Source organism: Nevskia soli DSM 19509, from assembly GCF_000711955.1.
Taxonomy (GTDB): Bacteria; Pseudomonadota; Gammaproteobacteria; order Nevskiales; family Nevskiaceae; genus Nevskia; species Nevskia soli.
Map to the genome: position 1 here is coordinate 278,184 of NZ_JONR01000001.1, position 14,287 is coordinate 292,470.

At 66.3% G+C, this 14,287-nt stretch carries 12 protein-coding genes and 1 tRNA gene; 4 read left to right on the forward strand and 9 right to left on the reverse strand.

All coding sequences use genetic code 11. The annotated features are described in order from the left end of the window. Positions 1 to 17 precede the first annotated feature (17 nt). The 3 genes from BP26_RS0101270 to BP26_RS0101280 all read right to left on the reverse strand — a co-directional run bounded on the left by BP26_RS0101270 (position 18) and on the right by BP26_RS0101280 (position 4,008). Positions 18 to 536, reverse strand: a complete 519-nt coding sequence (locus tag BP26_RS0101270) for a DUF3617 domain-containing protein (protein WP_084182678.1) — start codon at positions 534 to 536, stop codon at positions 18 to 20. 89 nt (positions 537 to 625) lie between these two features. After that, positions 626 to 3,214, reverse strand: a complete 2,589-nt coding sequence (gene mutS, locus BP26_RS0101275; RefSeq protein WP_029918770.1) for a DNA mismatch repair protein MutS — start codon at positions 3,212 to 3,214, stop codon at positions 626 to 628. 68 nt (positions 3,215 to 3,282) lie between these two features. After that, positions 3,283 to 4,008, reverse strand: coding sequence for a DUF2520 domain-containing protein (locus BP26_RS0101280; RefSeq protein ID WP_029918771.1), 726 nt, complete (start codon positions 4,006 to 4,008; stop codon positions 3,283 to 3,285). Positions 4,009 to 4,061: 53 nt separating this feature from the next. Here BP26_RS0101280 and BP26_RS0101285 point away from each other — a divergent pair, with 53 nt between their 5' ends. Beyond that, the gene (locus BP26_RS0101285) at positions 4,062 to 5,435 is read left to right on the forward strand and encodes a class II 3-deoxy-7-phosphoheptulonate synthase (protein WP_029918772.1); all 1,374 of its coding nucleotides are present in this window, start codon (positions 4,062 to 4,064) and stop codon (positions 5,433 to 5,435) included. A gap of 64 nt (positions 5,436 to 5,499) precedes the next feature. On the opposite strand, the gene BP26_RS0101290 is transcribed toward BP26_RS0101285, so the two are convergent. From BP26_RS0101290 to BP26_RS0101315, 6 genes are all read right to left on the reverse strand, one after another. Next, positions 5,500 to 6,555, reverse strand: a complete 1,056-nt coding sequence (locus BP26_RS0101290; RefSeq protein ID WP_029918773.1) for a Csu type fimbrial protein — start codon at positions 6,553 to 6,555, stop codon at positions 5,500 to 5,502. 8 nt (positions 6,556 to 6,563) lie between these two features. Further along, a complete protein-coding gene (locus tag BP26_RS0101295) occupies positions 6,564 to 9,095 on the reverse strand; it encodes a fimbria/pilus outer membrane usher protein (protein ID WP_169740619.1) in 2,532 nt (843 codons plus the stop codon). 76 nt (positions 9,096 to 9,171) lie between these two features. Next, positions 9,172 to 9,975, reverse strand: a complete 804-nt coding sequence (locus BP26_RS0101300; protein ID WP_084182680.1) for a fimbrial biogenesis chaperone — start codon at positions 9,973 to 9,975, stop codon at positions 9,172 to 9,174. Positions 9,976 to 9,990: 15 nt separating this feature from the next. Continuing rightward, positions 9,991 to 10,548 carry a Csu type fimbrial protein gene (locus BP26_RS0101305; RefSeq protein ID WP_029918776.1) on the reverse strand — a complete coding sequence of 186 codons (558 nt, stop codon included), beginning with the start codon at positions 10,546 to 10,548 and terminating at the stop codon, positions 9,991 to 9,993. Between the two features lie 36 nt (positions 10,549 to 10,584). After that, the gene (locus BP26_RS0101310) at positions 10,585 to 11,103 is read right to left on the reverse strand and encodes a Csu type fimbrial protein (RefSeq protein ID WP_029918777.1); all 519 of its coding nucleotides are present in this window, start codon (positions 11,101 to 11,103) and stop codon (positions 10,585 to 10,587) included. 186 nt (positions 11,104 to 11,289) lie between these two features. Then, on the reverse strand, positions 11,290 to 11,826 hold the full coding sequence (locus BP26_RS0101315; RefSeq protein WP_051748016.1) for a Csu type fimbrial protein: 537 nt from the start codon (positions 11,824 to 11,826) through the stop codon (positions 11,290 to 11,292). 202 nt (positions 11,827 to 12,028) lie between these two features. Here BP26_RS0101315 and BP26_RS0101320 point away from each other — a divergent pair, with 202 nt between their 5' ends. The 3 genes from BP26_RS0101320 (at position 12,029) to BP26_RS0101330 (ending at position 14,093) form a co-directional block, all read left to right on the forward strand. Beyond that, a complete protein-coding gene (locus tag BP26_RS0101320; protein WP_157572299.1) occupies positions 12,029 to 12,532 on the forward strand; it encodes a hypothetical protein in 504 nt (167 codons plus the stop codon). An 86-nt stretch (positions 12,533 to 12,618) separates the two neighbouring features. Continuing rightward, positions 12,619 to 12,693: transfer RNA gene (locus BP26_RS0101325), tRNA-Val, on the forward strand. Between the two features lie 164 nt (positions 12,694 to 12,857). Next, complete coding sequence (locus tag BP26_RS0101330) at positions 12,858 to 14,093, forward strand: tyrosine-type recombinase/integrase (protein ID WP_051748018.1); 1,236 nt, start codon at positions 12,858 to 12,860, stop codon at positions 14,091 to 14,093. The last annotated feature ends 194 nt before the right edge of the window (positions 14,094 to 14,287 follow it).

Below are 14,287 nucleotides of genomic sequence, written 5' to 3' on the forward strand. Positions count from 1 at the left end.
CATGATGCCGCTGTTTCTCAGCGCATGCCGCCGGCCGGCACGCTCCCACAATCCGCGCCCAGCCACTTCGCGCTGATCTGGCTTTCCATGGCGAAGTCGCCGCCCATGTGGGGGCTGGTGCCTTCCATGTGTGTGGTGGCGGTGTAGGTGGAGTCGTTGCTGAACGAGGCCTTGATGTTGCCGTGCATGTCGCCCTGGCGGCCGTGGCAGATCATGTCGGCCGAGAAGCTGTCGCCCGACCACTTCTGGTTCTGCATCTGACAGTCGCCGTTGCCGGTGTCCGGATGATCGTCCTTGGCGGCTTCCTCCGGCGTCACGCAGTGTTTGAAGGTATGCGGCTCACCGCCCATCATCGGCAGCTTGATCCCCATCTGCTGCATCTTGGCCAGCTGGTCCGGCGGGATCTGTGGCCCGCCCTTGGTGAAATTCATCTGCACCGTGGTATCCCACAAACCAGGCTTGCGATGACCGGCGGCTGAAGCCGCCAGCGGCAGGAGCATGGCGGCAGTGACTCCGAGAATGAGTGTCTTGTTCATGGCATCCCTTTGGTTGAGCGCGAAGGTCCCTGCAAAAGGATACGGTAAGCCCCGCTCAAAAATGCCATCCACCCCGCATATCAGGGGCCTCAGGTCGATCCGGTGTGGGCCTTTTTCAGCAGATAGAGATAGTCCAGCGCTTCGCGCGGCGACAGGGCGTCCGGGTCCAGTCCTTCGAGCAAGGCCAGCACCGGGGCGGGTGCCGGCGTGAACAGCGGCAGTTCCGACTGGGCCGGTGACGCGGCCGGTCCGCTTGCCGCCGGGGCGGCGGCCGCACCGCGCTCCAGTTCGGCCAGCACGGCGCGGGCGCGCGCCGTCACCGGCGCGGGCACGCCGGCCAGGGCCGCCACCTGCAAGCCGTAGCTGCGATTGGCCGGACCGGGCTGTACCCGGTGCAGGAACACCAGCTGCTCGCCGCCGGCGTTGCTGTACTCGGCGGCATCGAGGTGGACGTTGGCAATGCCGGCCATCTCGCCGGCCAGGGCGGTCAGCTCGAAGTAGTGGGTGGCGAACAGGGTCCAAGCGCCGACGCGGGAGGCCAGGTGTTCGGCGCAGGCGCGGGCCAGGGCCAGGCCGTCGTAGGTGGAGGTGCCGCGGCCGATCTCGTCCATCAGCACCACGCTTTGCGCCGTGGCGTTGTGCAGGATGTTGGCGGTCTCGCTCATCTCCACCATGAAGGTGGACTGTGCGCGGGCCAGGTCGTCGGCGGCGCCGATGCGGGTGAAGATGCGGTCCACCGGTCCGATGCGCGCGCTTTCCGCCGGCACGAAGCTGCCGGCGTGCGCCAGCAGCACGATCAGCGCCGTCTGCCGCATGTAGGTCGATTTACCGCCCATGTTCGGGCCGGTGATGACCAGCAGGCGCCGTCCGGGATTGAGTTCCAGGTCGTTCGGTACGAAGGGTGTGGTCAGCACCTGTTCCACCACCGGATGGCGGCCGGCGCGGATCTCCATGCCGGGAGTGTCGTCGAGCCGAGGGCGGTTCCAGCGCAGGGCTTCGGCGCGTTCGGCGAAGCAGGCGAGGGCGTCCAGTTCGGCCAGCGCGGCGGCGGCCTCCTGCAGGGGGCGCAGCTGCGCGGTGAGCCGGTCCAGCAGTTCCTCGTAGAGCTGCTTCTCGCGGGCCAGGGCGCGCTCGCGCGCGCTCAGCACTTTTTCCTCGAAGCGTTTCAGTTCCTCGGTGATGTAGCGTTCGGCGTTGGTCAGTGTCTGCCGGCGGGTGTAGTCCAGTGGGATCTTGGCGTTATGGCTCTTGCCGATCTCGATGTAGTAGCCGTGCACGCGGTTGTAGCCGAGCTTGAGCGCCTCGATGCCGCTGCGCGCGCGTTCGCGCTGTTCCAGTTCCACCAGGTAGCCGTCGGCGTTTTCGGAGAGGCCGCGCAGTTCGTCGAGCAGCGCATCGAAACCGCGGCGGAACACGCCGCCGTCCTTCACCGTCAGCGGCGGTTCCTCCGCCAGCGCGTTGCCGAGGTGGGCGGACAGTTCGGCGTGATCGCCCAGTTGTTGCAGCAGCTCGCGCAGCAGCGGCGCCTCGACCGTGGCAAGCGATGCCTTCACCGCCGGCAGGCCGGCGAGGCTCAGCGACAGGCCGGTGAGGTCGCGCGGACGCGCCGAGCGCAGCGCCACGCGCGCCAGGATGCGCTCCATGTCGGCGACGCTGCGCAAGGCCTCGCGCAGGCCGCGATAGCTGCCGCCGTCGAGCAGGGCCGCCACGCCGTCGTGCCGCGCGCCGACCCTGGCGCGGTCGCGCAGCGGGCGCAGCAGCCAGCGCCGCAGCTGGCGGCTGCCCATGGCGCTGACGCAGCGGTCCAGCACGCCGGCGAGGGTGATCTCGTGCGCGTCCGACAACGAGTGCTCGATTTCCAGGTTGCGCCGCGTCGATGGGTCCAGGATCAGGGCGTCTTCCACCGCCTCGACACGCAGGCCGGTGAGATGGGTGAGGCGCGCCTTCTGCGTCTCTTGCACGTATTGCAGCAGGGCGCCGGCCGCGCCCAGGGCGGCACCGAGTTCGTCGGCGCCGAAGCCGCGCAGGTCGCGGGTGGCGAACTGCTCGGTGAGCAGCCGGCGCGCCGAGGAAGGATCGAAATGCCATACCGGCCGTGCGCGGCTCTTCAGGCCGCCCAGTTCCAGCCCGGCTTCCTCCGGCGTCAGCAGCTCGCTTGGCCGCAGGCGGTGCAGCTCCGCCTGCCAGTCGGCCATGCGCTCGGTTTCCAGCACGGCGAAGCGGCCGGAGGACAGCTCCATCCAGGCCAGGCCATAGCGGCCACCCGAGTGACAGGCGGCGGCCAGCAGGTTCTGCACGCGCGGGTCGAGCAGGGCTTCCTCGGTGGCGGTGCCGGGGGTGACGATGCGCACCACCTCGCGCCGCACCGGTCCCTTGTCCAGGCCCACTTCGCCGACCTGCTCGGCGATCACGGCCGATTCGCCCAGCTTGATCAGCCGCGCCAGGTATTGCTCGATGGCATGGTGTGGCACGCCGGCCATCACCACCGGCGCGCCGGCGGATTCGCCGCGCTTGGTCAGGGTGATGTTGAGCAGGCGCGCGGCCTTGCGCGCGTCCTCGTAGAACAGCTCGTAGAAGTCGCCCATGCGGAACAGCACCAGGGTGTCCGGGTGCTGGGCCTTGATGGTGAGGAACTGCTGCATCAGCGGCGTGTGCGCCGAGAAATCTTCTTTGTGCATTTAAATCGACTGATTATGGGCGGCTGCCGTCGTGGGCACGGCGCGCGGGACTTTGGCCCATTCTAAGGTCATGGGCGCGGCTTGTGCGGGTCCAGATAAATGCGGGCGAACGCCTCGTACACAGCACGGTAGGGATCGCCTTCAAGCGCAGTCAAGTGCTTTTCCACCGCATGGGTGTCGTTGCGGACGATGGGGCCGGTGAGAAAGGTTTCCGGCCGTGTCGGTGCCGCCGCGATATTGCGGCAGACCTGTTCGAGGTAGGGAATGGCGGCCTCCGGCGGGATGCCCAGGGTGGCCGGAAACTGCTCGAACAGCCGGGCCCAGAGGAAGCCGGTGAAATTGCCCGCCATGGCGCAGAGCGCGTGGTAGTGCGCCTTGTCCTCGCGGCGGATGCCGTAGCAGGGGTTCGGCAGCCGGGGAAAGACACTGCGGAACAGGGCCGGGTCCTCGACGACGAAGGGAATGCGTTCATAGTCCGGCAGCGAATACAGTTCGCGGCCGAAGCTCATCAGCGGGTGCATGCCGTGTACGTCGGGGCTGTTGAAGGAGCCGGAGAAATGGATGTGCCTGCGGCCGGGGTAGCGGCTCGCCAGCTCCTCGATCGCGGGGTCCGAGACCAGCAGCAGGATGACCGGACAGTCGGCCAGGTCGACGGTGGGGGAGCGGCGCGACCATTGCCGGAACGGGATGCCGGCAAGCCGGAAGTAATGGGCGAAATGCGTCGCCACGCGGCCGTCCCCGACGATTCCGAAAGGACCTTCGGCGGTGCCCTGCAGGGCCGGGTTCAGGGTCATCTTGGTGATAAGGCCTATAATTCCTGCCCCATTATGGCCGCAAAAGTTCCGCCGTGACCTCCCACAAGACCAGTGACGCCGCGCAAGGCTGGACCCCCGATTCCTGGCAGTCCCGCCCGGCCGTGCAGCAGCCCACCTACCTCGATCCAGCGGCCTTGGGGCAGGCCCTGGCCGAGCTGTCCAGCCTGCCGCCGCTGGTGACGTCCTGGGAGGTGAACAATCTCAAGGCGCAACTGGCCGAGGCGCAGGCCGGCAGCCGCTTCGTGCTGCAGGGCGGCGACTGCGCCGAGAGCTTCGCCGACTGCGAGTCCACCATCATCGCCAACCGGCTCAAGGTGCTGATGCAGATGAGCTTGGTGCTGGTGCACGGCCTGCGCAAGCGGGTGGTGCGCATCGGCCGCTTTGCCGGCCAGTACGCCAAGCCGCGCTCGGCGGATACGGAGACCCGCGACGGCATTACCCTGCCATGCTACCGAGGCGACCTGGTCAACCTGCCGGAATTCACCGCCGCCGCGCGCGCCGCCGACCCGCAGCGCCTGGTCGAGGGCCACAAGCGCTCGGCCATGACCATGAACTTCACCCGCGGCCTGATCGACGGCGGCTTCGCCGATCTGCACCATCCGGAATACTGGAACCTGGACTGGGTGGAGCATGTGCCGCACGCCAACGAATACCGCGAGCGGGTCGAGGCCATCGGCGAATCGCTGCGCTTCTTCGAGACGCTGGCCGGGCAGACCATCAGCGACTTCAACCGCGTCGAGTTCTATACCTCGCACGAAGCCCTGCTGCTCAACGCGGAAGCGGCGCAGACGCGCCGCGTGCCGCGCCAGCCGGGCTGGTACAACCTGGCCACCCATTTCCCCTGGATCGGCATGCGCACCGCCGCCGTGGACGGCGCCCACGTCGAATACTGCCGCGGCATCCGCAACCCCGTCGGCGTCAAGGTCAGCCCCTCGATGAGCACCGAGTGGGTGCTGCAACTGTGCGAGTTGCTCAACCCCGACAACGAGCCGGGCCGCCTGACCCTGATCCATCGCATGGGCAACGGCAAGATCGCGCAGCACCTGCCGGGCCTGATCGACGCCGTCCGCGCCAGGGGTCATCAGGTGCTGTGGCTGTGCGATCCCATGCACGGCAACACCCAGACCGCCGGCAACGGCCTCAAGACCCGCGCCTTCTCCGACATCCTCGGCGAGATCGAGCAGGCCTTCGCCATCCACGCGGATTGCGGTTCGCGGCTAGGCGGCGTGCACCTCGAGCTGACCGGCGAAGACGTCACGGAATGCCTGGGCGGGGCGCGCGACCTCAGCGAGACCGACCTGGAGCGTGCCTATCGCAGCGCGGTCGATCCGCGCCTCAACTACGAGCAGGCGCTGGAGCTGGCGTTGCGGATTGTTTCGCTCAAGGGAGCGGTTGCCGGCGCCTGAAGCGTGGCCGGCGGCAGGTGCGCTTGATGATGATCGTTCATTCCGATCATCAAGCGTCCGAGATTCAGTAAGTCACCGTGACCAGGATCGTGTCCTGGTAGGTCGCCGGCGCGGGCGTGGTTTGCGCCTGCACCCGCCCGCACACGGTGTAGTTCTGCGCCGCGCCGGTGCCGGTGCCGCTGACCAGGGCGCCGGATGTCGTGTCGCCCCAGACCGTGGCGTAGTTGCAGCCGGAGCCGCCGGCGCTGGTGACGGTGGTGGGCGCGAATAGTTGGTAATGCACCACGGCGCTGCCGCTGCCGGCCATCTGCCGGTCGCCGATGCTGGCGCCGGCGGTGGTGCCCTTGTTCAGGGCGATGGTGTAGCTGTCGCTGTTGGTGCAGGTGGCGGCGATGGTGCCCGTGGCGGTGAGCGCGCTGGTGAGGACGCCGACGCTGTTGCCGAAGTTGACCGGCGTGGCGGTGACGCTGCAGTTGTTGATCACCGTGGCGCTGACGTTGAGGGCGAAGGTGCTGCTGCCGTTGTTGCCGCTGGGGCCGGAAACGCAGGAGGGAGGAGTCCCCGGAAGGAACAGGGCTGAATAGGAGTAGTTGTAGGTCAGGGTCGCGGTGGGACTGGCACTGTAGCCGCCAGCGATGGCCGTGGTGTTCTGGCTGGATTTCAGGTTGCCGTAGATGGTGATCGGGCTGCTGCTGGCGGTGCCGCCGAGCAGCAAGCTGCTGACGGTGAGGTTGACCGGGTTCGGCGGGTTGGGAATGCCGGGCGTGGTACCGAAGGCGCCCCATACGGTGCTGTGGGCGCTGTCGGAGTAGAGGTTGTAAGCCACGCTGTTGGCGCCGCTGCTCATGCTGCGCGGCGTGGTGCCGTTGGCGCCTGCGATGTTGGCGCAGGCCGAGACGTTGACGGAGCCGAGGCCGAGCAGGCCGATATTGCAGGTGATGGTGTAGGTGCCGGTGGCGGGATAGTCGGCGCCGGAGACCACATCGACGCTGCCGAACGCAACCGTGGTGGCGCTGGCGGTACACAGCTGCGCCAGCGCGCGGCCGGGCTGCAGCAGTGCCAGGGCCACGCAGACCAGGACGGCAGGCTGCAACAGCCTGCGGCGGAGCTGGATCTTCATATGGGGGCTCATGGTGTGTGTGCGCCGGCCGCCTTGCAGGTCACCGGGCCGATGGTCGGCAGGTCGGTGCTGCCGCCGGCCTGCGCGTAGTCGAAGGTGGCGATGCAGTTCAGGTTCTTGCCGCGGGCCGTGAGGTGATTGCGGCTGTCCAGGTTCTCGATGAAGGCCTGGCCGTCGTAGCCGACCACGAAGTCGTGCCCGGACTCCTGGTGCTTGAGCAGGGTGCCGGTCGGCAGGGGCTGGCCGGCGGCATCCACCAGGATCACGGTGGCGGCTGTATAACGCTGCACCGCGAAGTGCGCCAGCACGCCGGCCTGGCTGCGCGGCGCCACGTCGATCTTGGTCACCGGGATGCTGGCATCCACCGGCAGCACCATGCTGTCGATTTCCAGGTGGTTGTGCTGGTACGAATTGAGATCCGGAATCAGCAGGTGGCCGCCACGGTCGGTATTGCCCATGACGCGATTCTCGTTGAGCACCGGGATGCCGGCAATGCCATCGGTGGAAACCAGGGCGAAGCTGTCGTAGATGTGGCGCGAGGGCTCGAGCACGCCGTCCATGAAGATCAGGCCGCCGTCGGCCTCCAGCGACAGCAGGGTCTGGCCCTGGCTGTCCTGGGCGGAAGCGGAGAGCTGGCCGTAGCGTCCCAGGTAACCGGCACGCGCCAGCCGGCTGTACTGGTCGCCCTCGTTGTCCTGCACACCCCAGTTCCAGCCGCCGTTGTAGTCGGAGGTCTTGACCAGGCTGGCGCCGTAACTGTTCTGGCCGCTATTGCGGCCGCCGTCGATGAAGCCGGTGAGGCGGTGACCGAGATTGAGCGAGGCGCCGAACCAGAAGCCGCGGGAATGGCTGGCATCGACATTTTGATACGCATTGGCAAAGAGGTTGCACCAGTTGGTCAGCTGCGCCGTGTAGGTGAGCGAGACGGTACGCGACACCGCGTTCGAGGCGCTGTCGGTCAGTGGTGTGCCGGCCGTGGCGTCAGTCTGCCCCGGCAGCGGGATGTTCTGCGTATGGATGTAGCTGATGCCGATGCTCTGCGTTGCCAGGATCGGCATCGACAGATTGATCTGGTCGAAGATGCGCGGCGGCGCCGTGCCGCCGATGGCTGCGAGGTCGCGGTACCCGCTGAAGTTGCGCGTGGTCTGGGCGATGAAACTGACGCGCGGCAGGATCAGCTGGTAACCGACGCTGCCCTGGGTGCCGGCGGTCCTGCCGACGTTGCCGGCCAGGGCGGCATTGACCACACCCCACTGTCCCAGGCGCAGCAATCCGCCGAGGCCGGCGTTGTAGAGCCCGGCGGTGGCTTCGCCGTGGCTTTCGAAGGTGAGTGCATCGGACCAGCCGTAGCGATACGAACCGCTGGCGCTGGGCGTGGCGCCGTAGTCGAAGGAACTGGCGCCGTAGTTGCGGCGCAGGAAGCCGGTCTCCACCGAATAATTGCTCAGGCCGCGCGCCACCATGCGGTTGTCGACGTAGATCGGCAGCGTGGTGCTGACTTCGCGGCCGAGCTCGTCGCGCACCACCAGGCGTGCCTGGCCGCCGCCGGTAAGCGCCACCGGATTGTTGATGATGAAGGGGCCGCTCGGTACCTGGCCGCTGAACTGCCGGATGTTGTTGACGTACAGGTCCACCGAGGAGGGTACCGCCGCGCTGCCCGACAGCGTCGGCACCGGAAAGGTGATCAGGTCCGGCCGCAGGGCGAAGTTGCGGCGGAACTGGAAGCCGCCGAGGCGCACCGCGCGCGACCAGTTCAGCGAGGAGGAGATCGAGTCGCCGGCCTGGATGGTGGTGAGGTTCCGCTCATCGTCGTCATGCCACAGGCTGTCCAGGCGGGTGTAGTGATCGAGTTCGCCGCCGGCGCGGGCGACGCCGGTGTTGCTGAAGATACCGAAGCGGTTGAACAGGCGCTCCTCGTTCGCCACGCTCAGCGTGGTGGTGCCGTCGCGGTCCGGACTGCCTTGCAGGAAGGCGTCGTAGTTGAACACCAGGCCGGAATCGGGGGCCGCGGCGACCAGGCCGCCCGGCCGGTCGCCGAGCAGGGTTGGCGGCACCAGCCTGTCGTCGGCGACGAGGTCGATGGTCTGCTTGCTGGCGTCGTAGTGGTAGCTCAGGCCGGGCACCTGATCCAGTGGCGTCACCCTGACGGTGCCGCCTTGCGTCTGGTCGAGACGGATCGACTTGAGGGCCGGCAGGTTTTCCAGGCTGCCGGTCTCCAGGCCGATCTGGTACAGGTCCGCCACGTCCGCCAGCAGGTGCCCGTCCTTCTGGTAGAAGGAGACGATGGTCTGCGTCTGGCGTCCGTTGAGGGTGACTTCGAGATACAGCGCCATATAGGCGGAGCCAGGGGCGGATCCACCGGCGGTGGTATCCGGCGGCGTGGATTGCAGCGGTGTCCGGGTGGCGGCCGCCTTGCCGAGGTCGAGCGTGGCCGGTGCCGTTGCGTCGGCGGGCGCCGCCGTCATGCCGAGCATGCCGACGGCGGCGGCCAGGGCCGCGGCGGCTTGCCTGAAACCGGATGAATGGAGGTAAGGGCGCATGGCGGGCGGCTTGTCGCGTCCATTGCCCCGGGAAACCTGCCGCGGCATCGGGTGGCGAATGCCGCCACGCTTCCGTTTACGGAGCGCCGCCGACTGCGACGGCCGCGGCCGGCTGGGCCACCGTGTTCACCATTGCTTCGACCTTGAGCCCGGCGCCGGCGAGCTTGGCTGGAAATTTTTCCGACAGGCGCCATTCGCGGCCGCTGCCGGCGAGGGCGTAGCCCAGCAGGCCGGAAGAAACCTCGAAGCTTTCACCGTCGGTGCCGGTTAGCTTGACCATGCTGAGCTGCGCATGGGTGGGGCCCTGGTTGCTGGCACCGAGGAACCAGGCGCCGTCATGCTGCTTCAGCGTCCAGCTCAGCTTGGGGTCTGCCGGTGCGCCGGCCATCGGCGCGAATACCGGAATCGAATAGCGCAGGCGGAAATTGACGCCGCCGCTGACGCCGGCCGCGGTCGAGGCTTCTTGGGGCGGCGGCAGTTCGTCGATCAGCAGGCGATAGGTGATTTCATGGTCGGCGGGCTGCCGGCTGGTGCGCACGACGCGCACCAGCTGTTCTCCCTGAGGCGGAATCACCACCATCGGCGGGCTGGCCACCAAGGTCTGCACCGGGTCGAGCTTGTCATCCTTGCCGTCCTGGCTCCAGGCGAAGACGCGCACCTGGCCGGTCAGGGGCGCATCGCCGGTATTGCGCAGGGTGATGCCCAGCGCGGGCTGGCTGGGCTGGAACAGCAGGGTCACCGGCGATACCTGGAGGGACGCGGCCATCACCGGTTGGGCGCAGGCCAGTACGAACAGGCCCAGCGCCGCCGCTGTCCGCAACGACAGTTTGCGAGGCAACTCCGCTGCCGCCGGTCCGTTTTGTCCCTGTGACTGAGCCATGTGCATTCTCCAGAATTAGAAGGTCAGCGAAGCCGTGATGATTGAGCTATAGAGATCCGGGGTGGGCATGCTCTGATCGAGTATACGGCCGTACACGATGTAGGTCTGGGGCGTGCCGGTGCCGGTGCCGCCGACGCTGTTGGAGCTGGCGGAACTGCCGTCGCCCCACAGAATGGAACGCGTCGGATCGGTGTAGAGCTGGTACTGCAGCCGGTCGCCGTTGCCCGCGCTGCTGCCGGCCATCAGGCGCGCATCCACTGTCGAGCCGGCGACGCTGCCCTGGTCCATGTACAGCGTGTAGCGGGTGTTCTTCGAGCAGGTGACGTTCAAGCGTGTGACCTGCTCGGTGCGCAGGAAGGGAAGGCCGGAACTCGAGCCCAGACGGGCGCCGATATGGCCGAAATTCAGCGCATTCGCATTGACGATGACGCAGTCGCTGTCGACGATCACCGACACCATGAAGGTTGCGGTGCGCACGTTGGTCGCGGCGGCCGAGGAGGTCTGCGCGGACGCCGGCAGCATCAGCGCCAGTGCCGCAAGGATTGCCGTCTTGCCCGATCGCTTGCCGTTCATGTCAGCGCTCCCTGTCGGTTGGCACGGACGCATGCTTCAGTAGGTGACCGTGGCGGTGATCGTGGTCTGGTAAGTATCCGGCTTGGGCGAGGTCTGCACCGGTACCTGGCCGTAGACGTTGATGGTCTGGGCGCTGCCGTTGCCGGTGCCGCTGACGGTATTGGTGCCGACGGTATTGCCCCAGGTCGTCGTGTGGCCGCTGTCGGAGTAGAGCTGGAACTGCATGGTGGTGCCGGTATTGCCGGCGGCGGTGCCCGCCATCAGCCGGGTGGCGACGGTGGAGCCGCTGACGGTGCCGGCATCCAGCCCGACGTTGTAAGGCGTGGTATTGGAGCAGGTAACGCTGAGCGTGGAGCTGCCGTTGACCACCGAGGTCAACACGCCCACGCTGGAGCCGAAATTGAGGGTGGTCGCACTGATTGCGCAGCTTGCAATCAGCGTGATCTGCACCTGGAAGGTGCTGGTGGTGGTGGCGGCCTCGGCGTTGAAGGAGCCCGCCGCCAAGATCACGCCTGCAACTGCGCCCAGAGCGCGTAACTTGGTTTTATTATTCATCCGTAAACCTCATCCTGAAGCGCAGACGCGGGCCAAAACGCTCCCCGCCGCTGTATGCGGCCCGTATTTGGACGGGGCTTTAGCGGGCTCTGCGGCTTCAAACGGTGCCGGCTGCCGGATGGAGACTGGCACCGCTTGCGTTCCGAGGCGTACCCGCTCCGAAAATCGCTGGGATCAGGCCTTCGATCAGAAGGTGATCGTCACGGTCTCGGTGGAGGTGTAGGTGTCCGGGGCGGGCATGCTGCCGGTCGACAGCGCCTTGCCGTTGACCGTGATGGTCTGGGCCTGGCCGGTGCCGTGACCATCGATGATGGAGCCGCCGGTGCTGTCGCCCCACACTGCGGTGTAGGTGTTGTCGGTGTAGAGCTGATAGGGAACCGTAGCACCGGTCGCACCGCCAAGCAGCAGGCGGTTGGTGACAGTAGAGCCGGTGGTCGATCCAGCGTCCAGGCTCATGTGATAAAGCGTGGTGTTGGTGCAGGTGACCGTGAAGGTGGTCGTGCCGTTGATCGCGGTGTTGATCAGGCTGCTGGTCGCCGTGCCGAAGTTCAGCGCGTTGCCGGCGGAAATGGTGCAGTCGTCGTGTACGGTCAGGGACACCAGGAAGGTGGAGGACTGGGGGGACGTGCCCGCCTCGGCTGAGAAGGACGCCACGCCGGCCGCGAAGGTGGCGGCAAGGGCGGCACAGGCCGACAGGGCGGGTAAGGCGCGGATCTTGATCATCGAACATTCTCCCAACGAAACTGAAGTTGAAGGGTGCTTCGGAATGAATGCCTGCCCTTACGCCGCGAATCCTATTCAGGGCAGGGTTGCCGGACCGTCAAAACGGATGGGCGGCAGCGCTGATGGGAGGGGTGGCTATAGGACCCCCTAGACGGCAATCCGAAGCAGACGGACGGTAGGCCCGAAACCGCCAGGGGAGGCCTTGCGCGCCAAAAAAATGTCACTTTCCCGGATGAAGCCGGTCGTTTTTCGCCGGCTTCACCGAGGCTGCCGCCGCATCAAGGTGTCTGCCAGCACGTACTACCGGGAGACGCTAATCTGTACGGAGTTCGAGTCCGGCCAGATTGGGGTCCAGATGCAAACAGTGCTTCCACCCGCCCGCAGATTTGCCGCGGGCCTGATGCTGCTTTCGGGCGTTACCCATATCGCGCAGCTTGCGGTCTACAAGGGGCACGCTGATGTCATCGGGGCGGCGATGTTCGGGGTGCTGTATCTGTTGCTTGGCGCCTACCTGCTGACACCCAAGCGGGCGGCGCTGTGGTTGGCGTCGATCTTTCCCCTCATCGGCGGCAGCCTGGGCATCCTGCGGTTTCTCACGGTGCGGCCCAATCCGTTCAGCGTGCTGCACGTTGTGATCGATGTCGCGGTGATCTCGACCTGCGTCTGGCTGCTGACCCGGCGCGAGGCGGCACCCATGCCGGCCTGACGCAGGCGGGCGGCCCGTAAAACCGGAAGCTTTGCCCAAAAGCGTTGCGTTGGGGTGTCCGGATGCCTACAATGCGCGGCTCAAACGGATGGTTAGCTCAGCGGTAGAGCATCGCCTTCACACGGCGGGGGCCACAGGTTCGATCCCTGTACCATCCACCAATTAGAAGTCCGGAGAAATCCGAAGAAGTCCATAACCCCGCGAAAACGCGGGGTTTTTTATTGGATTTTCGTCCGGCGCGGTCCATACCCGTCCGCTTGCATCCGGGGGCAACAGGGGGCAACATCGGGGGCAGGTCATTCAGACGCCTTGGGAGTTGCCCCCAATGTCCCTATCTGACACCGCCTGCCGGAACGCCAGGCCCCGCGAGAGACCCTACAAACTCTCTGACGAGAAAGGGCTTTATCTCGAAGTCACCCCGACCGGATCGAAGTGGTGGCGCCACAAATACCGCTTCGCAGGCAAGGAAAAGCGCCTGTCCCATGGCGTCTACCCTGAAGTGCCTCTCAGGGCCGCGCGGGACCGGCGGGACGAGGCCCGCAAGCTCCTGGCCAGCGGCATCGACCCCTCCCTGCACCGCCAGTTGGAGAAAAGCCGCAAGATCGAAGCTGCGGCGAACAGCTTTGAGGCGATCACCCGCGAGTGGTTCGCCAAGTTTTCGGCGGGCTGGGCGGCCAGCCACTCGGACAAGATCATCCGCCGCTTTGAGCGTGACATTTTTCCGCTGATCGGCGCTCGCCCGGTTGCAGAGATTGCCGCGCCTGAACTGTTGATGGTGCTCCGGCGGATCGAAAGCCGTGGGACGCTGGACACGGCGCATCGGGCACACCAGAACTGCGGCCAGGTGTTCCGCTACGCCGTTGCCACCGGCAGAGCCCTACGGGACCCATCCGCCGATCTGCGCGGCGCCCTGCCGCCGGTGAAGCAGGGTCATTTTGCGTCGATCACCGATCCGGCCGAGGTCGGGCATCTCCTGCGCACCATCCAGGGGTATTCCGGTGGTTTGGTGACGCAATGTGCCCTGCAACTCGCTCCCTACGTGTTCGTGCGCCCCGGCGAACTGCGCAATGCCGAGTGGACGGAGTTCAACCTAAACGCTGCCGAGTGGCGCATCCCCGCTGGCAAGATGAAGATGAAGGCGCTGCACATCGTGCCGCTGTCTGTTCAGGCGCTTGCGATTCTGGAAAGGCTGCGACCAGCCACCGGATCAGGGCCTTACGTGTTTCCCGGCGTGCGCGCCAACCGTCGGCCGATGAGCGAAAACACCGTGAACGCAGCCCTGCGTGCCCTGGGCTACTCCGGAGAGCAGATGACCGGGCATGGCTTCCGCAGCATGGCCTCCACGCTTCTGAACGAGCAAGGCTGGCCGCGCGATGCCATCGAACGCCAGCTTGCCCACGGCGAGCGCAATCGCGTGCGGGCAGCCTACAACTATGCCGAGCATCTGCCGGAGCGCAGGAAAATGATGCAGGCTTGGGCGGATTATTTGGACGCACTCCGAGACGAACGCAAGATTGTGACGGCCAATTTCGGAGGATTTAGTCAGCGCGCCAGTTTGTGAATGGTCAGCTTTGTTCGGTCTCATCTTGGCTTTGCCCGATTTTTGGCATCGGAAATTCGAGGGGCCTGATCTGACAGCTTGGGCTTGAAAGGGGATATTGTGAGGCCATCGGGGAACATTGATTTAACGGTTCAATTGGGGAACAGTGCAACCGACCTTCGCTGGATCAATGCCTCACGGATCTATCAGCCAAG